We start from the raw sequence: 17851 nt of genomic DNA on the forward strand, positions 1-17851 counted from the left end.
CGGTTCCCCATGGCTGAGCCCGAACCCCTCATTGGCATCGACCTGGGAACGACGAACAGCATCGTCGCCACCGTCCAGGACGGCCAGCCCGTCGTCATCAAGAACCGCACGGGCCAGGGGCTCACGCCCTCCGTCGTGGCCATGGCGAAGAACGGCAAGCGGCTGGTGGGCAGCATCGCCAAGCGGCAGGCCATCACCAATCCGCAGGAGACGGTGTACGCGGCCAAGCGGCTCATCGGCCGGAAGTTCTCCTCGCACGAGGTGCAGGACTCGCTGCGCGCGCTGTCCTACGAGGTGGTGGCCGGGCAGCACGACGACTTGCGCATCCGCATGGGCGGCAAGGACCTGTCCGTCCCCGAAATCAGCGCCATGATTCTCCAGGAGCTGAAGGCGGACGCGGAGGCGCACTTCGGCCGGCCCGTCTCCAAGGCCGTCATCACGGTGCCGGCCTACTTCAACGACGCCCAGCGCCAGGCCACCAAGGACGCAGGCCGCATCGCCGGGCTGGACGTGCTGCGAATCATCAACGAGCCCACGGCCGCGGCGCTGGCCTACGGCTTCGGCCGCACGGTGAACGGGCGCGTGGCGGTGTTGGACCTGGGGGGCGGCACCTTCGACGTGTCCGTGCTGGATATCTCCCAGGGCGTCTTCGACGTGGTGGGCACCGGCGGTGACACCTACCTGGGCGGCGAGGACTGGGACAACCGCATCATCGAATGGCTCGTCTTCGGCTTCGCGAAGGAGCACGGCATCGACCTGCGCAAGGACCGCATGGCGTTGCAGCGGCTCAAGGACGCGGCGGAGAAGGCCAAGGTGGAGCTGTCCAGTGTGCGCGAGGCGGGGCTCAACCTGCCCTTCATCTGCACGCCGCCCGGCGGTGGTGCGGCGCTGCACCTGCAAGCCACGCTGAGCCGCGACAAGCTGGATGACCTGACGTCCGACCTGGCGGAGCGGGTGGTGGGGCTGACCACCGAGGTGCTTGGCGAGGCGGGCGTGCGCGCCTCCGAGCTCAAGGAAGTCATCCTCGTGGGCGGCATGTCGCGCATGCCGAAAATCGTGGAGGCCGTGCGCGGCTACTTCCGCCGCGAGCCCTGCAAGGGCGTCCATCCGGACGAGGTGGTGGCGCTGGGCGCCGCGATTCAGGCCCACGCGCTGGTGCAGCCGGAGCACGAACTGCTCTTGCTGGACGTGACGCCGCAGAGCCTGGGCGTGGCCATCGCCGGGGGCTCCGTGCGCCGGCTCATCCCCAAGAACACCACGGTGCCCACGTCGGCCACGGAGGTCTTCGCCACGTCGAAGGACTTCCAGCGCGTCGTGAAGATCATGGTGCTCCAGGGTGAGCACGACCTGGCGCACCAGAACGAGCTGCTGGGCGAGTTCGTCCTCACCGGCCTGAGGGAGGCGCCACGGGGCCAGGTGGAGATTGACGTCACCTTCGACATCAACGCGGAAGGCATCGTCTCCGTGCACGCGAAGGACCGGGAGACGGGGCTTCGCCAGTCCATCACCGTCACCGCGTCCAGCGGCCTCACGGAGGAGGAGCTCCAGCGCATCATGGACGAGCAGCGCGGCTACCTCATCGCCGCGCGGGCGTCCGAGGAGCTGAAGACGCGGCGCGTGGAGCTGGACTCGCTGGCGCGCGACGTGGTGGACGCGCTGACGCGGGCGCGGCTGCTGCCAGGTGGGGGCGGTCTGGCGCCGGATGTGATGCCTCGCGCGGAGCAGGTGCTGGAGCACGCGCGCGCGGTCCGCGCGGGCGAGGACGTGGCGGCGCTGGGCCGCGCGTGCGAACTGCTCACGGGATGCCTGGCGCAGCTCAAGGGCCCGGCGCCCGGCGGCACGGGGCGGTAGATGAGCAGCCAGCGCGCGAACCAGCTCATCGAGGCAGGACTGTGGCTGCGCCTCAGTGGCGACGCCCAGGGGGCACAGCGTCTCTTCGAGCGCGCGCTGGAGCTGGATCCAACCAACACCCGCGCCCGGGAGTACCTGGCGGCCGCCGCGGGCGCGCCTTCGCGGGGCACGGCGACGCCGTTCGAGCGGCCTCCGGATTTGGAGCCTTCGCTGGGGCGGCTGGCGCCCACCGACGCGGACCTGCCCGTCTCACCGGCGCTGGAAGGCGACTGGGGCGCATGGGCGGAAGGACAGGGCGGCCCCTCGGAGGCCGGTGGCAAGTCGCCCTCGGCGCCCGTCGTCCTTCCGGAGGCGCTGGACGGCGCGCCGGCGGACGTGCTGGAGCTGCTGGCGCGTGACGTGGTCATCGAGTTCGACGAGCCCGTCATCCAGGCGAAGGGGGACACCGACGAGTACGGCATCCCCGAGGGCCACACGCAGGAGTTCGGCCTCCCCGTGATGGAGAGCGAGCTGGACCTGCTCCTGCGCGGGGCCGAGGACCTGCTGGAGCTGGATGACCACTCCGGCGCGGTGGACCTGCTCTTCAAGGCGAAGGAGCTGGCGCCGTCGGACATCCGCGTGGAATCGCTGCGCGCGCGCAGTGAGCGGATGCTGATGGCCCGGCTGGAGTCCAAGCTGGGCGACCTGGGCCGGGTGCCCGCGGTGCGCCTGCAGCCGGACGACATCATCTGGCTCAACCTGGACCACCGCGCCGGCTTCGTGCTGGCGCAGATTGACGGTTCGGTGAGCTACGAGGACCTCTTCTCGCTGTCGGGGATGACGCGGCTGGATACCGCGCGCATCCTCGTCCAGCTCATCGATGAAGGCGTCATTTCCGCGGGCTGACGGCTAGCCGCGGATGATGGCCGTCCACGTGCCCTTCACCACCAGGGTGCCGTGCTGGTTGCGCGACTCGCTGGTGACGATGACGAAGCCCATGCGGGCGCGCTCGTAGAGGTCCGCGATGCGGCCGGTGGTCGTCATCACGTCGCCGGGGCGCATGACGTCCAGGAACTCCAGGTCCTGTTCGCCGTGCACCAGCATCTGCATGTTGATGTTCAGCGCGGGGTCCGCGATGGCGGCGCTGAAGGGGCGGATGGCGAAGACGACGGCGAAGCTGGGGAAGGCGATGAGGCCCCCGTGAGGCCCCGCCTTGGCGGCCTGCGCGTCGTAGAGGAGTGGGCTGACGTGCGCGGGAGGCTCGCCCGGCGTTCCGGCGCCCGGCTTCGCGCCGCCGACGGCGAGCGTGAACTCGCGCATCTTCTCCTCGCCCAGGGTGTAGTGGTACGGGCCGTACTCACGGCCGATGAATTGCTTGTCGAGGGCCATGGTCGTTACCCGATGAAGGCTTCGACGACGGCGCCCTTGAGGACGTCCTCGCCGCGTTGATTGGTGGCGGAGACTTCCGCCGTGAGCCGCCCGTCCTGGACGGCGGTGACCCGGCCCTGGAAGGTAATCGTGTCCTCGGGCCGCACCGGGCGCGAGAAGCGCGCCTTCACGCGGCGGACCCGGCCGGGGTCCTCCACGAAGCCGGCAATGGCTTCCACCACCCAGCCCAGGGTGCACAGCCCCTGGAGGATGTTGCCATTGAGTCCGGCGGCGGAGCCCGCCTCCGGGTCGATGTGGATGGGGTTGTAATCCCCCGAGGCGCCCGCGTAGTAAATCGGCCGGTACCGGTCGCACTCGCGGACGTGCGTGAACGTGTCGCCTGGCTGGTAGGTGCGTGGCATGGGAACCGTGGATCTACCACGGCTGGCCGCCGCGCGTGCTCAGGGACGCTCCGCGTCGGGTGCCGTGCCCTGATCCAACGGGTCGTATTCGTCCGAGCCCTCGCGGCGCTTGCGGTACTGCTCCCGCACGTAGGCCACGAGCTGATCCAGATAGGACGACAGGGGAGGGCACCGCACGCCGGTGCCGTCCAGCAGCTCCAGCGTGTTGTGGCAGTTGTAGATGGCCAGGTGGTTGACGTAGCTGATGGCGGCGCGCTGTGGGCGCGCCAGCTTCTCCAGCAGTGGCAGCCGCAGCATGACGTCCGCCGCCCGCGCGGAGAGGTTGAAGCGCGGCAGCTTCTTGTTCGACTTCTCCGCAATGAGCTCGTACACGCGGCGCGCGCTCATCGGGTTGGGGTCCACCAGGTGGAAGGTGTTGCCCTGGGCGCGCGGGTCCTTCGACAGGCGCCACACCGCCTCCACCACGTAGTCCACCGGCACCACGTTCAGCGGCGCCACGCCGTTGCCCGGCAGGGGCAGGGGCACCACCAGCGGCGAGGTGACCAGGAGGATGCCCAGGTAGTAGGGCCCCTCGAAGCGGTCGATCTCCCCCGTGCGGGAGTCACCCACCACGCTGGAGGGACGGAAGACGGTGATGGGCAGGGTGGCGCCCGCGCGCTGCACCAGCCGCTCCGCCTGGAACTTCGTCTCCTCATAGGCGTTGCGGAAGCCCTGGCCCCGGTCCAGCTCGTCCTCGGCGATGACGCCCAGGCGGTCGCCGGACACGTAGCAGGTGGAGAAGTAGTTGAAGCGCGTGAGCTTCCCGCAGTCCCGAGCCAGCTCCAGCATATTGCGGGTGCCGTCCACGTTCACCCGCCAGGCCGTCTCCTTGGCCACGCCCAGCTGGGCCACCGCCGCCAGGTGGAAGATGTCCGTCACCCGCTCGCACAGGCGCTGGTACTCCTCGCCCGACAGGCCCAGGTGCATGTCCACCACGTCACCGGTGAGCAGCTCCACCTTGGCGCCCTTCACGCGGGCGGCGTGCTGCTGCGCTTCCTTGAACGACTTGGGCTGCACCAGCGCGTAGATGTGCCCCTTCGGGTCCTCGCGGGCGATGTGTTCCACCAGCCGCTTGCCGATGAATCCCGGGTAGCCGGTGAGGAAGTACGTTCCGGCCGTGGCCTTCTTGCGCGTCTCGCTCATGCGGCGCGCAGCATACCCGGCGCTCAGCCGCGCGCGAGCATGGCGCGCCACATCGCTTCAACCTGGGCGCGGGTGGCCGCCAGGTCCCCACTGTTGTCAATGACCCAGGTGGCATGGGCGCGCTTGTCGTCCAGGGGGAGCTGGGCGGCCAGCCGGGCGTCGGCGGCGTCGGAGTCCAGCCCGTCGCGCGACATCAGCCGGGCCTTCTGCAGCGCGCGGGGCACCCACACCACCGCCACGGCCTCCATCCAGGCGTGCATGCCGCTTTCGATGAGCAGGGGCACGTCGTAGATGACGCGCGCCACGCCCCGTTCCTCCAGCGCCTGGAGCTTGTCCATGAAGGCCTGACGCACCAGCGGGTGGGTGATGTCGTTGAGCGCGGCGCGCTCTGCGGGGTCCCCGAAGACGCGTGCGCCCAGCCTCACCCGGTCCAGCCGGCCGTCCGAGCCCACCACGCCGGGGAAGCGCGCCGCCACCGCGGCCAGCCCGGGCGTGCCCGGTTCCACCACCTCGCGGGCAATCACGTCCGCGTCCAGCACCTCCGCGCCGAGCTCCCGCAGGATGCGCGTCACGGTGCTCTTGCCGGAGGCGATGCCTCCCGTCAGTCCGAAGACGTGCACGGGCGTGGCCCTACTTCGCGGCCTTCTGCGTGGTGAACGTCAACGACTGAACCGTCTTGCCGTCCTCGTTGAAGAAGATGGCCAGGCCCAGGCGGGGGTAGAGGAAGTAGGTGCGGAAGTCGTCCGTCAGCTTGCGCAGGTAGCAGGGCGTGGCGGGCGCGGCGCCGGAGGGGCAGGAGGGGCCGTAGCTGTTCTCCACCGTCTCCTTGTCGATGATGGGCCCGGGGAACACGTCGATGCGCTCCACCAGTTGCGTGTCCGGATCCACCTTGAACTGGGCCTGGGTGGTGCCCTTGATGGCTTCCTTGGAGAGGTAGGCGATGATCTCCTTGCCGTCCTGTTTGACGGTGCGCGAGGGCTCACCGAACTTCTTGAGGATTTCGTCGCGCTTCGACACGCCCGGCTCAATGCCCTGCCAGGGCTTGGCGGCGGCGGGGACGGCGAAGGTGAGGACGGCGAGGACGGTCAGGATGCGCATACGGCTCCTCCCTGCTGGAACGGGCGGGCAAGGCTCTAGCAACCCCCTATGCCCGACGGAAGTTTCTGCCGGTCATTCAACCACGAGACGCCTTGCCCCGTCCGGGGGGCTCTGCTACTCCGGCTTCATGCGCGTTCCTGGCATCAGGATCCTCTCCCTTCTCGTGCTGGCCGCCGCTGGGGCGGCCGGGGGCGCCGACTTCGTAGGCCCGGACAGCTGCAAGGGTTGCCACCCCGAGGCCTACGACGCCTGGATGCAGTCGAAGCACGCCCGGGCGGAGAGTTCGCTCACCGACCAGCAGAAGAAGGACGGGCGCTGCCTGTCCTGCCACTCGCCGGAGCAGGTCACCCAGGCGACGGTGAATGTCACCTGTGAGACATGCCACGGCGGTGGGCAGTACTACTCGCCCGAGTACGTGATGAAGGACTCGGAGCTGGCGCGTCTGGTGGGCCTGGTGGACCCCTCTGAGAAGCAGTGCCGCTCCTGCCACGACGCTTCCTCGCCCTCCCTCCGGCCGTTCGACTTCAAGGAGTCGCTCAAGGCCATCGACCACTGGTCCGCCGAGCGCGCCCGCCGCGCCGCGGATCCGTCGGCCAAGAAATGACGTTGTGATCAAGGTCCTCGACGCACGCTTCGTCACCACCGCCGTGGAGCCCAAGGGCTACCCGACGGACCACACGGCGGAGGTGGCCTTCGTCGGCCGCTCCAACGTGGGCAAGTCCTCCATGATCAACGCGCTGACCGGCCGCAGGAAGCTGGTGCGCGTGTCCAACACGCCGGGGCGCACCCGGACGCTGAACTTCTTCGACGTGGACCTGGAGCGCGGCGGCGTGCGCCACCAGATCCGCCTGGCCGACCTGCCGGGCTACGGCTTCGCCAAGGCCAGCAAGGCGGACAAGGCCCAGTGGGAGAAGATGATCACCACCTACCTGGAGAAGCGGCACCGCCTGGAGGCCGTGGTCAGCATCGTGGACGTGGAGGTGGGCCCCACGCCGGACGACCTCACCACGCTCGACTATCTCCAGGCGCACAACCGCCGGGTGCTGGTGGTGGCCACCAAGGTGGACCGGCTCACCAAGGCCAAGCGCAAGCCTCGGCTGGTGGAGCTCTCCAAGCTGATGGACCTGCCGCTGGAGGTCATCCTCCCTTTCTCCTCCACGGAGAAGCTGGGCGTGGATGAGGTCTGGGGCGCGCTGCTCGACACCTTCGGCAAGTCCACCCGCGTCTGAGGGCCGCCGGCATCATCCGGTAGCCGCCGCTCCCGGTGGGGTTCTGCTCCCGGGCCGGGGGGCGCTGTGGTAGGGACCGCGCCGTGTCCGAAAACGGCAAGGGAAATGGAAGCGACACGCAGCTGGCTCCCCGGGAGCTGCGTCAGCGGTTGATGAGGCTGTCCCCGCGTCAGCGGGTGGACGCCCTCCTGGATGTCGCGGAGGCCCGCGCGCTGGTGCGCTCGATGCCCGCCGAGGACCTCTACGTCACCATCCAGGAGCTGGGGCTCGCGGATTCGACGGAGCTGGTGCAGCTCGCCTCGCCCGGCCAGTTCCGCGCCTTCGTGGACCTGGCCGGCTGGCGGCGGGACGCGCTGGACTCGCACGCCGTCCTCACCTGGCTGCGCGCCGCGCGGGGCGGGGTGGAGGACACGGGGGAGTTCCTGCGCAAGCTGCACGCGCTGGACCTGGAGGTGCTCGAAATCCTCCTGCGCGAGTTCATCGAGGTACACGACCTGGAAGAGAACCCGGACGTCAACCCGCCGGGCGTGACGATGGAGACCCCGGAGGGGCGTTACCTCGTCGAAATCAAGGTGGAGGGCGTGGAGATGTCCGCCGTCCGCTCGCTCCTCAACGACCTCATCGCGGAGAACCCCTTCGAGGCCGTGCGCCTGCTGGAGGCCGTGCGCTGGGAGATTCCCAGTGAGCTGGAGGAGACGGCGTACCAGTTCCGCCGCGGCCGACTCCAGGACATGGGCTTCCCGTCGCTGGAGGAGGCGGTGTCCCTGTTCAGCCGTGTGGACGTGGCGCCCGCGCCCGTGTCCGCCGCGCGTCCAGGGCTGGCGCCCACCACGGGCCACGTGGACTACCTGGAGGCGGCCTTCCGCGGCCTGACGATGGTGGAGGCGGTGAACGCGGAGGACGAGCTGCGCGAGGTGGCCAGCGCCGCGCTGGTGGCGGACCTGGCGGACCCGGGGGATTTGGACGCCATCCGCCGCGCGAGCGAGACGGTGCGCGACTACCTGTCCATGGCGCTCGAGCACCTGACGGGCGCGGACCCGGAGCGCGCCACGGACGTGCTGCGCGACACGCCGCTGCGGCGCATCTTCCAGACGGGCTTCTCGCTCACGCTCCAGCTCAAGTTCCGCGCGGACCGGCTGGCCAAGGCGCCGGGCGCCCTGGTGGAGGGCGTGCTGATGGTGCTTCCGGAGGAAGCGGCCGCCATCTCCGCGCTGCGCCAGAAGCGGCCCCGGCGGGCGCTGCGCGTGGAAGGCGCGGAGCCGGTGCCGTTCCGCTCCCGGCGCGAGCTGGCCGCCACCGAGGCGCTGCTGGCCCGCGCGGAGGCCCAGGTGCAGGTGTTCCGCGGGGTGCTGGGTGGCACCGACGACTCGGCGCGCGAGGCCCTGGCCCGCTTCGGCGTGCCCCTGGAGACGCTGGGCCTGGAGCGCCTCCTGGCCGCGGTGGTGGCCATGGCGGTGCTGGAGGAGCGCGCGGATGCGCGCCCGGTGCCGCTGGGGCGGGTGGTGGAGCTGGGGCAGCGCCTCTTCGAAGGCGCCCCGGGAGCGCCGCGCCTGCGCGCCTCCGCTGCCGAGCGCGCCCAGAAGGGCCTGGAGCCGGCGGTGGCGCCGGAGGCGCATGCGGAGCTGCGCCGTCTGGTGACGCTGACCCTGTCGCGGCTGTTGGAGGAGCTGGGCACGCCCTGGCTCCAGGACGGGCGGCTGGAGCCGGTGGCCTCGGCGGTTCTTCCGATGGAGAGCAGCCCCGTCCCGTAGGAATTTCAGTCCGGGGCGGCCCGCACGTCCGGCGAGGCCGCCCCGTTCTAGAAGATTCAGGGCTTTGCCCGATGGGGCCCCTGGCATGTCCTCTGCTTTCGCCCAGGCACGCGTATTGGTGCGCGACGCAACTGCCGGGAGGTGGAGTGAATGGTGCTGGGAGAGCAGGGGCAGCGCCGTGACGTGTGGGCCTTCTATGCGCTGACCGCTTTCGCGGCGGTCATGTACGCGGCGCCGGGTGAGTGGATCCCGGCGCTCGCTCCGCTGCGCCTCGCGTTGGTGACGTCGGGGCTGGCGGCGGGACTCATGGTGATACGCCGGCTGGGGCGAGCGGAGCCGCTGTACGTGGACGGCTCGCGCGGTCTGGCGCTGATCGCCTTCTCCACGCTGGCGGTGGCGTCCGTCGGCTGGTCCGTGAATCCGGAGGTGACGACCGCCACGGGCGTCGAGCTGCTGAAGCTGACCGCCATCTACATCACCTTCGTCAACGTCATCACCACCGGCCGCCGGCTGGCGGTGGTGTGCGGGGCCATGGTGCTGGCGTCGGTGGTGACGTCCATTGGCGCCATCAACTGGTACCTGGTGGGCGAGGACCTGGTGGAGGGCTTCCGCGCGCGCTGGGTGGGCGTCTACGCGGACCCGAACCACATGGCCATGAACCTGGCGCTGGTGGTGCCGCTGGCAGTGGCCTTCGTGGCCCGCAAGGGCAGCGGCTGGCTGTGGCGTCTGGCGTGTCTGACGGCGGCCATCCTGGCGGTGGCGGCCATCGTCGTCTCGCACTCGCGCGGCGGCTTCATCGGTCTCTCCGCGGCCATGGGGCTGTGGGCCATCCGCGAGAAGCGCCGCATTCAGGCCATTGTCGTGGGCTCGCTTTTCGTGATGGGCCTGCTCGTCTTCGCGCCGCAGAGCTTCTGGCAGCGCAACGAGACGGTGGCCGAGTTCCACGAGGACGCGTCCGCCATGGGCCGCGTCTACGCGTGGCAGGTGGCCAGCCGCATCAGCCTGGACAAGCCGCTGCTGGGCGTGGGGGCGGGCGGCTTTCGCTACGCGTGGCCCATGTACGCGCCCCCCGAGGCGCGCCGGGCGTACGTGGCCCACAACATCTTCCTGGACGTCATCGGCGAGCTGGGCTGGGTGGGCCTCTTGTTCTTCATGGTGTTCACGGGCGGTGCCGCGGGCGGCGCCTTCGAGGCGTCGCGGGACAAGGAAGTGGGGTGGCTGGCGCGAGCCTTGTCCGCGTCAGTCGTGGGCTACCTCGTGTGTGACTTGTTCTCCGGCTACATCCTGTCCGCGCACTGCTACGTGCTCTTCGGCCTGGCGGCGGCGGCGCACCGGGTGGCGCGCGCGTCCGAGGCGGCGGACATGCAACGGGTTCCGGCTCCGAGCGGGCCGGTGGTGGCGACGTGGGAGGGGTCCGGACATGCGGCGTGAGGAGGCGCGGATGGGGCAGGAGCCCCTCCGTCTGGTTCAGTTCACCCGGTCTTTCCACATTGGAGGGACCGAGGTGCAGGTGCTGGAGCTGTTGCGGGGACTGCCCGCCAGCTACCGGTTGCAAGTGTCCGTGCTGGATGATTCGGGGCCGCTGATTGGCGCGGTGTGGAAGCTGGGCCACGCGCCCGCGGCCTTCCCGCTCAAGGGCTCCGTGGTGCAGCCGAACACGGCGTATCAGGTGTACCGCATGGCGCGCTGGCTCAAGGCGAACCGCGTGGAGCTGGTGCACGTGCATGACTTCTACTCCACGATGGTGGCCGTGCCGGCGGCGAAGCTGGCGGGCACGAAGGTCATCGTGGGCCGGTTGGACCTGGCGCACTGGCAGGGGCGGGCGCGGCGCGCGGTGCAGTCGCGGCTGTGCCGCATGGCGGACCATGTGATTGGCAACGCGGAGGCCATCCGCCACCAGCTCATCACCGAGGAGGGCCTGCCGGCCTCGCGCGTGTCCGTCATCCACAACGGCCTGGACTTGCCGCGCTTCGAGTCCCGCAGGCGCGAAGGGCTGCGCGGGCCGCTCCCCGACACGGGGGCCGCGCCGGTGGTGGTCCACGTGGCCAACATGAATCACCCGGTGAAGCGGCAGGAGGACCTGCTGCTCGCGCTGGCCCAGCTACGCCATTCCGGCATCACGCTGCACGCCTTCCTGGTGGGAGATGGTCCGCGCCGGCCGGACTTGGAGAAGCTGGCCGGTGAGCTGGGCGTGTCCGATACCGTGCACTTCCTGCGGCACCGCACGGACGTGCCCGCCATCTACGCCCGGGCGACCTTCGGCGTCCTCTGCTCCACCGCGGAGGGCATGTCCAACGCGGTGATGGAGGGCATGGCCGCGGGGCTTCCCATGGTGGTGACGCGCGTGGGTGGCAACACCGACCTGGTTCGCGATGGCGAACGGGGCCTCGTGGTGGACCCGGAGCGGCCCGCTCAACTGGCCCAGGCCTTCCGTCAGCTTCTCGCGAATCCCGAGAAGGCGAGAAGCATGGGGCATGCGGCGCGGGACTTCGTGGCGCGCGAGCTCTCCCTGGAGAAGATGGTCCGGCGCCATGACGCGCTGTACCAGCGGATTGCCCGGGGCGCGGACGCCTGAGGCATGTCAGAGCGGTGTGGATACTGCGTCTCCACCGGGCGCAATGAAGGCGGGGCCGGGGCGTAGGGAAGGGGGCATCCCACCTCTTCCGGAGCCCGCACATGGTCCTGCCCTTGCTGCTCATCCTCGCCGCCGCGCCGTCCACCCAGACGTGGACGTTCAACACGGACGGTACGCCTGAAGTTCACATTGGCAATGTTGATGGCGCGGTGCGCGTAGATGCGGTAGACGGGAATGACGTGGTAATCACGGTTGTTTGGGAAGGCGCGGAGAGTTCTCGGAACGAAGTGGGCGTGGAAGTCGTCCAAGAAAAGGGCGCCATTCGGGCGCGGGTTTGTTGCGGTCCGTGTGAACAAGAAAGGTGGTCCTGCCGTCGGAGCGGGGCCTCGGTGAGGTTCACGGCGAAGGTGCCACGGCGGGCGCGTTTGGATTTGGCGACGGTGGGTGGTCCGGTGACGGTGGCGGGCGTGACGGGGCGGCAGTCATTGGCGACAGTCAATGGCCGTGTGGAAGTGAGCGGTTCGGAGGAGCGGTTGGATGTCAGCACGGTGAACGGCACCGTGGCATTGGCACCGCGGAAGGTCGTGGCTACTTCTGTGTCCTCGGTGGGCGGAGATGTCCGGCTGAAGCTGCCGGCCCAGGCGGATGTGAGGTTGGAATTCAATACTGTCGGTGGTCGTTTCAACGACAGTCCCGCGAGGTTGGGCGGCCGCGAGCAGACGTATGGCTCGGGCACCCATGCGGTGGATGTCAGCACGGTTGGCGGTTCGCTCACCGTGCAGCAATAGCTTTCGAGGCCCGTCAAGCACTGGGCCCGGGGCGCTCGCCGGTGAAACTCCAAGGCGCCGGCGAGCGCTCATTTTTTGTCCGCGAATTGATGCGGTGCGTCAGTTGGGTGCGCCCGGCTTCCGGTGCTCGGCGCCGATGACGTCGCGGACCTGCTTGTAGCCGTCGCGGGCGAGCAGGGTGGCCAGGGTGGGGAGGATGTTTCCCACCATGCCCGGGCCCTCGTAGATGAAGCCCGTGTACACCTGCACCACCGACGCTCCCGCGCGCAGCTTTTCGTAGACGTCCTGGGCGGTGAAGACGCCCCCCACGCCGATGATGGGCAGCGCGCCCCCGCTTCGCAGCCAGGCGCGGCGGATGACGGCGTTGGCGGGCTCGCGGACGGGCGCGCCGGACAGGCCGCCGGCCTCCTTCGCCAGGGGATGCTCGAAAGGCCGGGCCACGGTGGTGTTGGTGGCGATGAGGCCGGCGAGCTTCTGGGCCCGCGCGACATCCACCACCTCGTCCACGGCCTCGGGGGACAGATCCGGGGCAATCTTGAGGAACAGCGGCTTGCCCGGGGCCACGGTGGCCAGGCGCTCCTGCACCGCGCCCAGGAGCTGTCCCAGCTGCTCGGGCTCCTGGAGCTTGCGCAGGCCCGGCGTGTTGGGGGACGAGGCGTTGACCACCACGTAGTCGCCCAGGGGCGCCAGCGCGTCCACGCAGGCCACATAGTCATCCACCGCCTGCTCCAGCGGCGTGTCCTTGTTCTTGCCGATGTTCACCCCCAGCGGGCCCGGACGCCACGTCTGCATCCGCAGCCGCGCGGCGGCCTGGGTGGCGCCGTGGTTGTTGAAGCCCATGCGGTTGATGATCGCGCGGTGCTCCGGCAGGCGGAACAGGCGAGGGCTGGGGTTGCCGGGCTGGGGCCTGGGCGTGAGGGTGCCAATCTCCACGGCGGAGAAGCCGCAGGCGAAGAGGCCGTCCACCGCCTCCGCGTCCTTGTCCAGGCCGGCGGCCAGCGCCACGGGGTGGGCGAAGCGCAGGCCGGCCACCTCGACGGCCAGGCTGGGTGGGGCGCCCTCCAGGGCCTTCTCGCGCAGGGACTCGCACAAGTCCCGTGAGCGGCCCAGGTAGTGGAGCCCCGCCATGCCGAGCCGGTGCGCGCGCTCCGCGGAGAGCTGGAAGAGGAGCGAGCGGGTGAGTCCGTACATGGCGTGGCTCACGCGGGGATGAACGAGGCCTCACGGGCCCAGGCGAGCGTCTGATCCACCTGCTCGGGCGTGAGGATGCCGTTCTGTTCGATGATGTCGATCTCCCGCCGCATGTCCGTCTCCAGCAGGTAGGGGCCGTCGGTGTTGATGGTGAACTTCACCTTGCGGTCCCAGAAGGTGCGGATGATGTGGCGCAGCTCCTCCACGCCCTCCACGGCCTTGGTGTGAAGGTTGGACGTGGGGCACAGCTCCAGGACGATGTCGCGCTCGCGCAGCACCTTCATCGCGTGCTCGTCGTAGGCGGCGCGGATGCCGTGGCCGATTCGGTGCGGCTGGAGCTTCTCCACCACGGCCATGACGCCCTCGGCGCCGGTGCCGCGCGTCTCGCCGGTGTGCACCGTGCACTTGAGCCCGGCGCGGCGCGCCCGCGAGAAGAGCTCTTCGTACTGGGTGACGACCTCCGGCTTCAGCTCCATGGCGTTCGTCTCCGTGCCGGCCAGGTCGATGCCGTACACGCCGCGCGTGCGGTACTTGATGGCCTTGTCCACGATGATGCTGTTGAGCCGGTGGTCGAACTCGCGGGCCAGGCAGAAGATGAGGCCCATTTTCACGCCGTACTCCAGCACCGCGCGGTCCATGCCGCGCAGCGCGGCGTGGATGATGTGGTCCAGGTCCAGCTCGGAGTTCAGGTTGCGCTTCATCGGGTTGAAGCGCAGCTCCATCTGCGTCACGCGGCTGCCGCGGTACTCCTTGCCGATGACTTCGTAGACGGAGCGCTCAATCGCGCTGGGGGATGACTGAATCTTCTCCGTCCAGGTGTGGAGGATCTTCAGGTAGTCGTCCAGGCTTCCCACCTTGCCCGGACGGGAGGTGATGAGCTCCACGAAGTCGAAGTAGTTCTTCACCGGGAGCTTGAAGCCCTGCTGGTGGGCGATGGACCAGAGGATGTGGGGCGCCACAGCGCCACCCACGTGGATATGCAGGTCGATCAGATCGCGTGCCATGGCGGCATGTATGCACAGTGCCGGGCGCGCGTAAAGACTACCGCCGGAGCAGCACGTACACCGCGCCGGTGCCCCCGTCTTGAGGCCGTGCGCTGGCGAACGCCAGCACCATCCGGCCAATGCGCTTCTCGGACAGCCAGCCCTTGAGCCGCTCCTTCAGCACGGGAATCTGGTCCTTGGAGTTCAAACCGCGACCGTGCACGACGAGCACGCAGCGCTGCTTCGCGCGGCGGCTGTCACCCAGGAAGCGTTCCAGCGCGTCGCGCGCCTCGTTCTGTGTCTTCCCGTGCAGGTCCAGTTGCCCCTGGATGGCGAAGTCGCCCCGGCGCAGCGCGCGCAGCAGGTTCCGGTCGATGCCGGGGCTCGCGCCTTCGATGTACTCATCCGTGCCGGTGAAGTCGAAGTCGCCCTGGCCGGCGACCAGCTCGGAGAGCTGCGCGAGCGCCTCCGCGTTTTCATCGATGATGGCCGGCAGGCGCGGGTTGGGCGCGGGCGCTTCGCCCCGGTTGGTGAGCTGCTGCACGCCGTCCATGGCGGAGAAGAAGAGGGAGGCATCATCCTCCTCGCGGACCTTGGGCGCCTTCGTGGCCCGGGGCGGGGGCGCCGCGGCCTTGCGCTTCGCGACCTCCGCCGCGGCCTTCTCCTGCGCCTCCTTCTTCTCCTGGTCCTTCAACACCTGGATGGCGGACTTGAAGGGGTTGTTGCTGAAAGCCGCTTCCTTCTTCTTGGGGCCGTTGCGCTGCTGACTCATGGCGGAAAGTGCGTCCTCGTCGTGGGCGACTGTGAGGGATGTAATCCGGCGCTACAGCCCGCGCAGGCGCCGAATCTCTTCGTAGGCGTCGCGAATCTGCTGGAAGCGACGGGCGGCCTGCTCGGCGGCCTGACGGCCGAGGTGGGCGGATTTGTCGGGGTGGTGCTCCGCGGCGAGCTGCCGGAAGGCTCGCTTCACCTCGACGTCGGTGGCGTCCGGCGTCAGGCCCAGCGCGGCGTAGTGTTCATCCCCGGCGCCCAGGTGCAGGGCGATGATGGCCTGCTCGTCCGCCTCGGAGATGCCCAGGCCCTCGGCGACGCGGCGCAGGACCTCCCGTTCGGAACGCTGCATTCCTCCGTCGGCCAGCGCCAGCTCGTAGAGCGTGTCCAGCAGCCGGTGCCGCTCGGCCGAGGGGAGCTGGGCATGGCAGGCGCTGACGGCCGCGTCCAGGTCGGGCGGGTGGGCCAGGAAGACCTTGAGGTGGCTCCGGACGACCTCCAGGGCCTCGGGGCCGTAGCCCAGGGTCGTCTGGAAGTAGCGCCGCACCACGCGCACCTCGTCGCGGCGGACCTCGCCATCCGCGTGGGCCACCTCGACGAACACGGCGCACAAGTCACTGGCGAACTGCTCGTAGGGCTCCTCCTGGCGAGGCACGAGCGCCGCCTCCGACGTGGCGTCATGGATGGACGCGTAGGGGGCGTGGGAGAAGCCGGACAGCGCCTCCGGATCTTCGGGCGGTAGGGCGTTCTGGGCGTCGTAGTAGCGCCCCGCGAAGCCGCCTGCGATGAGCAGCAGGACAATGGCCCAGGGGCTGCCCACGAGCAGCCCCGCCATCAACCCCAGCATTGCTCCCAGAACTGTTCCTGCGCCCATGGCCGACGTTCCGCTCCCTTTCCGGCGGGGGAGTTTCGCATAGAGTGGCACGGGTGAACGCCCAGTTGATTGATGGCAAGGCAGTTGCGGCGCGCGTGCGAGCGGAGGTCAAGGCGGAGGTCGACCGGCTCAAGCTCGAGCAGGGTCTGACGCCGGGGCTGGCCGTGGTGCGCGTGGGGGAGGACCCCGCCTCCAAGGTCTACGTCAATGGGAAGAAGAAGGCCGCGGAAGAGGTGGGCTTCCGCTCCTGGGAGCTCCACCCGGACGAGGGCATCACCCAGGAGGCGCTGCTGGAGGTCATCCACCAGCTCAACGCGGACCCGGCGGTGCACGGCATCCTGGTACAGCTGCCGTTGCCCAGGCACATCGACCCGGACGTCATCATCTCCGCCGTGAAGCCAGAGAAGGACGTGGACGGCTTCCACCCGCTCAACGCCGGTAACCTGCTGCTGGGCCGGTCCACCACCCGGGCGTGTACGCCCTACGGGGTGATGCGGCTGCTGGAGGAGATTGGCTGCGACCCCGCGGGCAAGCGGGCGGTGGTGGTGGGGCGCAGCAACATCGTGGGCAAGCCCATGGCGCTGATGCTGCTCCAGAAGAACGCCACGGTGACCATCTGCCACAGCAAGAGCGACCTGCGCCGGGAAGTGGAGGGCGCGGACATCCTGGTGGTGGCGGTGGGGGCGGCCGAGCTGGTGAAGGGCGCGTGGATCAAGCCCGGCGCGGTGGTGATTGACGTGGGGATGAATCGCAAGCCGGACGGCAAGCTCGTGGGCGACGTGGAGTTCGCGGCCGCCGCCGAGCGCGCGTCGTTCATCACCCCCGTCCCCGGTGGCGTGGGGCCCATGACCATCGCCATGCTGATGCGCAACACGCTCGACGCGGCCGTCCGCTACGGCCTGGTGCCTGTCGTCAGGTAGGCCGTGAGGGTGACGCGCTGGGGCCCCGGTCCCAGCTCCGCCTGCGCGTACTCGTGCATGGACCAGAGCAGCGGCTCCCACTGCGCGCCCAGCGCCCTGCGTGCCAGCACGACGGGCGCGCTGGAGCGGGTGGTGGCATCCACCATGGCCGCCGTGGACGGGTAGTCGATGGAGCCTTCCACCTCGTTCACCGTGACGTGGGTGAAGCCCGCGCTGGACATCTCCCGCTGACAGGTGTCGGGGTCGGACAGGGGGATGGCGCCCGGCTGCGATGGCTTCGCGCCCATCTGCTCCCAGAGGCGCGTGTACACGGCGCGCAGCTCTTTCGAGCGCTCGAAGGGCGTCCAACTGGACACGACGGCCCGGCCGCCCGGCTTCAGTACGCGGTGAAGCTCCTGGAAGCCACGTGCCCGGTCCGGGAAGAACATCAGGCCGAACATGGAGAAGGCGGCGTCGAACGCATTCGCCTCGAAGGGCAGCGCCATGCCGTCACCCTCCAGGATGTCGATGTCGAGCTTCGCCTCCGCGGTCCGGGCGCGCAGGGCGGCAATCATCTCCGGGGAGAAATCCACTGCTGTGACGCGGGCGCCTTCGCGCGCGGCGAGCAGCGCGAGCGTGCCCGGCCCCGTGGCGACGTCCACGACACGCGTCCCTCGAGCCACGCCGGCCCGGAGCAGGGCGTCCCTGGAGAACGTCTCGAACGTGGGCATCAGCTCGCGCACGTACTCCGGCGCCACCAGGTTCCAGGCCTCGGGTTGGGCAAGGGGCGAGACGGCGGACATGGGGGCTCCTGGACGTGGGGGCTCGGCATGGCCCGGTTCCCGTGGAAGCCTGCATGGCGGGGCCTGAAGGCGCAATTTTGTTGCGAC

19 protein-coding genes are annotated in these 17851 nt (G+C 69.7%); 9 read left to right on the top strand and 10 right to left on the bottom strand.

Translation table 11 applies throughout. From position 1 onward, the window contains the following. Nucleotides 1-9 precede the first annotated feature (9 nt). Nucleotides 10-1851 carry a molecular chaperone DnaK gene (dnaK, locus tag FL344_RS18735; RefSeq protein ID WP_141592090.1) on the top strand — a complete coding sequence of 614 codons (1842 nt, stop codon included), beginning with the start codon at nucleotides 10-12 and terminating at the stop codon, nucleotides 1849-1851. Then, nucleotides 1852-2736 (top strand): tetratricopeptide repeat protein, encoded by an 885-nt coding sequence (locus FL344_RS18740; protein ID WP_141619484.1) that lies wholly within the window; start codon nucleotides 1852-1854, stop codon nucleotides 2734-2736. Nucleotides 2737-2739: 3 nt separating this feature from the next. On the opposite strand, the gene FL344_RS18745 is transcribed toward FL344_RS18740, so the two are convergent. From FL344_RS18745 to FL344_RS18765, 5 genes are read right to left on the bottom strand one after another with little or no spacing between them, the layout of a single operon-like run. Continuing rightward, the gene (locus FL344_RS18745; protein WP_011553074.1) at nucleotides 2740-3219 is read right to left on the bottom strand and encodes a MaoC family dehydratase N-terminal domain-containing protein; all 480 of its coding nucleotides are present in this window, start codon (nucleotides 3217-3219) and stop codon (nucleotides 2740-2742) included. 5 nt (nucleotides 3220-3224) lie between these two features. Continuing rightward, nucleotides 3225-3620: a MaoC/PaaZ C-terminal domain-containing protein gene (locus tag FL344_RS18750; RefSeq protein ID WP_011553075.1), complete on the bottom strand. Its 396-nt coding sequence runs from the start codon at nucleotides 3618-3620 to the stop codon at nucleotides 3225-3227. A gap of 39 nt (nucleotides 3621-3659) precedes the next feature. Continuing rightward, nucleotides 3660-4802: an SDR family oxidoreductase gene (locus FL344_RS18755; RefSeq protein ID WP_194858497.1), complete on the bottom strand. Its 1143-nt coding sequence runs from the start codon at nucleotides 4800-4802 to the stop codon at nucleotides 3660-3662. A gap of 23 nt (nucleotides 4803-4825) precedes the next feature. Beyond that, entirely contained in the window at nucleotides 4826-5422 is a 597-nt protein-coding gene (gene coaE, locus FL344_RS18760; protein WP_141592087.1) for a dephospho-CoA kinase, read from the bottom strand. A 10-nt stretch (nucleotides 5423-5432) separates the two neighbouring features. Next, entirely contained in the window at nucleotides 5433-5900 is a 468-nt protein-coding gene (locus FL344_RS18765) for a hypothetical protein (RefSeq protein ID WP_141592086.1), read from the bottom strand. Nucleotides 5901-6063: 163 nt separating this feature from the next. Here FL344_RS18765 and FL344_RS18770 point away from each other — a divergent pair, with 163 nt between their 5' ends. The 6 genes from FL344_RS18770 (at nucleotide 6064) to FL344_RS39190 (ending at nucleotide 12243) form a co-directional block, all read left to right on the top strand. Beyond that, nucleotides 6064-6504, top strand: a complete 441-nt coding sequence (locus FL344_RS18770) for a cytochrome c family protein (RefSeq protein ID WP_225888846.1) — start codon at nucleotides 6064-6066, stop codon at nucleotides 6502-6504. Between the two features lie 4 nt (nucleotides 6505-6508). After that, nucleotides 6509-7129, top strand: coding sequence for a ribosome biogenesis GTP-binding protein YihA/YsxC (yihA, locus tag FL344_RS18775; RefSeq protein WP_141592085.1), 621 nt, complete (start codon nucleotides 6509-6511; stop codon nucleotides 7127-7129). Nucleotides 7130-7212: 83 nt separating this feature from the next. Beyond that, nucleotides 7213-8880: a DUF6178 family protein gene (locus FL344_RS18780; protein ID WP_305021760.1), complete on the top strand. Its 1668-nt coding sequence runs from the start codon at nucleotides 7213-7215 to the stop codon at nucleotides 8878-8880. 150 nt (nucleotides 8881-9030) lie between these two features. Continuing rightward, nucleotides 9031-10311, top strand: a complete 1281-nt coding sequence (gene exoJ / locus FL344_RS18785) for a spore coat polysaccharide polymerase ExoJ (protein ID WP_141619486.1) — start codon at nucleotides 9031-9033, stop codon at nucleotides 10309-10311. Then, on the top strand, nucleotides 10301-11455 hold the full coding sequence (gene exoK, locus FL344_RS18790) for a spore coat polysaccharide biosynthesis glycosyltransferase ExoK (protein WP_141592082.1): 1155 nt from the start codon (nucleotides 10301-10303) through the stop codon (nucleotides 11453-11455). The genes exoJ and exoK overlap by 11 nt, the downstream gene beginning before the upstream one ends. Nucleotides 11456-11556: 101 nt before the next feature. Further along, the gene (locus FL344_RS39190; RefSeq protein ID WP_228565172.1) at nucleotides 11557-12243 is read left to right on the top strand and encodes a hypothetical protein; all 687 of its coding nucleotides are present in this window, start codon (nucleotides 11557-11559) and stop codon (nucleotides 12241-12243) included. A gap of 99 nt (nucleotides 12244-12342) precedes the next feature. Here FL344_RS39190 and FL344_RS18800 read toward each other — a convergent pair whose 3' ends face one another. Genes FL344_RS18800 through FL344_RS18815 form a run of 4 tightly spaced genes read right to left on the bottom strand, consistent with a single transcriptional unit; the run spans nucleotide 12343 to nucleotide 16062 of the window. Continuing rightward, on the bottom strand, nucleotides 12343-13434 hold the full coding sequence (locus tag FL344_RS18800; protein WP_141619487.1) for a quinone-dependent dihydroorotate dehydrogenase: 1092 nt from the start codon (nucleotides 13432-13434) through the stop codon (nucleotides 12343-12345). A gap of 8 nt (nucleotides 13435-13442) precedes the next feature. Continuing rightward, the gene (locus FL344_RS18805) at nucleotides 13443-14438 is read right to left on the bottom strand and encodes an adenosine deaminase (protein WP_090492933.1); all 996 of its coding nucleotides are present in this window, start codon (nucleotides 14436-14438) and stop codon (nucleotides 13443-13445) included. Between the two features lie 37 nt (nucleotides 14439-14475). After that, nucleotides 14476-15189: a Smr/MutS family protein gene (locus FL344_RS18810; RefSeq protein WP_141619488.1), complete on the bottom strand. Its 714-nt coding sequence runs from the start codon at nucleotides 15187-15189 to the stop codon at nucleotides 14476-14478. Between the two features lie 51 nt (nucleotides 15190-15240). Next, the gene (locus FL344_RS18815) at nucleotides 15241-16062 is read right to left on the bottom strand and encodes a TerB family tellurite resistance protein (protein WP_141619489.1); all 822 of its coding nucleotides are present in this window, start codon (nucleotides 16060-16062) and stop codon (nucleotides 15241-15243) included. Between the two features lie 53 nt (nucleotides 16063-16115). Here FL344_RS18815 and folD point away from each other — a divergent pair, with 53 nt between their 5' ends. Next, nucleotides 16116-16982, top strand: a complete 867-nt coding sequence (gene folD, locus FL344_RS18820; RefSeq protein ID WP_141619507.1) for a bifunctional methylenetetrahydrofolate dehydrogenase/methenyltetrahydrofolate cyclohydrolase FolD — start codon at nucleotides 16116-16118, stop codon at nucleotides 16980-16982. On the opposite strand, the gene FL344_RS18825 is transcribed toward folD, so the two are convergent. Beyond that, nucleotides 16955-17764 (bottom strand): class I SAM-dependent methyltransferase, encoded by an 810-nt coding sequence (locus tag FL344_RS18825; protein WP_141619490.1) that lies wholly within the window; start codon nucleotides 17762-17764, stop codon nucleotides 16955-16957. The two genes, folD and FL344_RS18825, sit on opposite strands and share 28 nt — an antisense overlap. Nucleotides 17765-17851: the final 87 nt, after the last annotated feature.

The sequence above is a fragment of the Myxococcus sp. AB036A genome (assembly GCF_006547355.1).
GTDB classification, from domain to species: domain Bacteria; phylum Myxococcota; class Myxococcia; order Myxococcales; family Myxococcaceae; genus Myxococcus; species Myxococcus virescens.

Excerpts from the sequence above, each read along its gene's own strand:
- dnaK (WP_141592090.1), top strand. The coding sequence starts at position 10 with ATGGCTGAGCCCGAACCCCTCATTGGCATCGACCTGGGAACGACGAAC.
- FL344_RS18740 (WP_141619484.1), top strand. The coding sequence starts at position 1,852 with ATGAGCAGCCAGCGCGCGAACCAGCTCATCGAGGCAGGACTGTGGCTG.
- FL344_RS18745 (WP_011553074.1), bottom strand. The coding sequence starts at position 3,219 with ATGGCCCTCGACAAGCAATTCATCGGCCGTGAGTACGGCCCGTACCAC.
- FL344_RS18750 (WP_011553075.1), bottom strand. The coding sequence starts at position 3,620 with ATGCCACGCACCTACCAGCCAGGCGACACGTTCACGCACGTCCGCGAG.
- FL344_RS18755 (WP_194858497.1), bottom strand. The coding sequence starts at position 4,802 with ATGAGCGAGACGCGCAAGAAGGCCACGGCCGGAACGTACTTCCTCACC.
- FL344_RS18765 (WP_141592086.1), bottom strand. The coding sequence starts at position 5,900 with ATGCGCATCCTGACCGTCCTCGCCGTCCTCACCTTCGCCGTCCCCGCC.
- exoJ (WP_141619486.1), top strand. The coding sequence starts at position 9,031 with ATGGTGCTGGGAGAGCAGGGGCAGCGCCGTGACGTGTGGGCCTTCTAT.
- exoK (WP_141592082.1), top strand. The coding sequence starts at position 10,301 with ATGCGGCGTGAGGAGGCGCGGATGGGGCAGGAGCCCCTCCGTCTGGTT.
- FL344_RS39190 (WP_228565172.1), top strand. The coding sequence starts at position 11,557 with ATGGTCCTGCCCTTGCTGCTCATCCTCGCCGCCGCGCCGTCCACCCAG.
- FL344_RS18800 (WP_141619487.1), bottom strand. The coding sequence starts at position 13,434 with ATGTACGGACTCACCCGCTCGCTCCTCTTCCAGCTCTCCGCGGAGCGC.
- FL344_RS18805 (WP_090492933.1), bottom strand. The coding sequence starts at position 14,438 with ATGGCACGCGATCTGATCGACCTGCATATCCACGTGGGTGGCGCTGTG.
- FL344_RS18810 (WP_141619488.1), bottom strand. The coding sequence starts at position 15,189 with ATGAGTCAGCAGCGCAACGGCCCCAAGAAGAAGGAAGCGGCTTTCAGC.
- FL344_RS18815 (WP_141619489.1), bottom strand. The coding sequence starts at position 16,062 with ATGGGCGCAGGAACAGTTCTGGGAGCAATGCTGGGGTTGATGGCGGGG.
- FL344_RS18825 (WP_141619490.1), bottom strand. The coding sequence starts at position 17,764 with ATGTCCGCCGTCTCGCCCCTTGCCCAACCCGAGGCCTGGAACCTGGTG.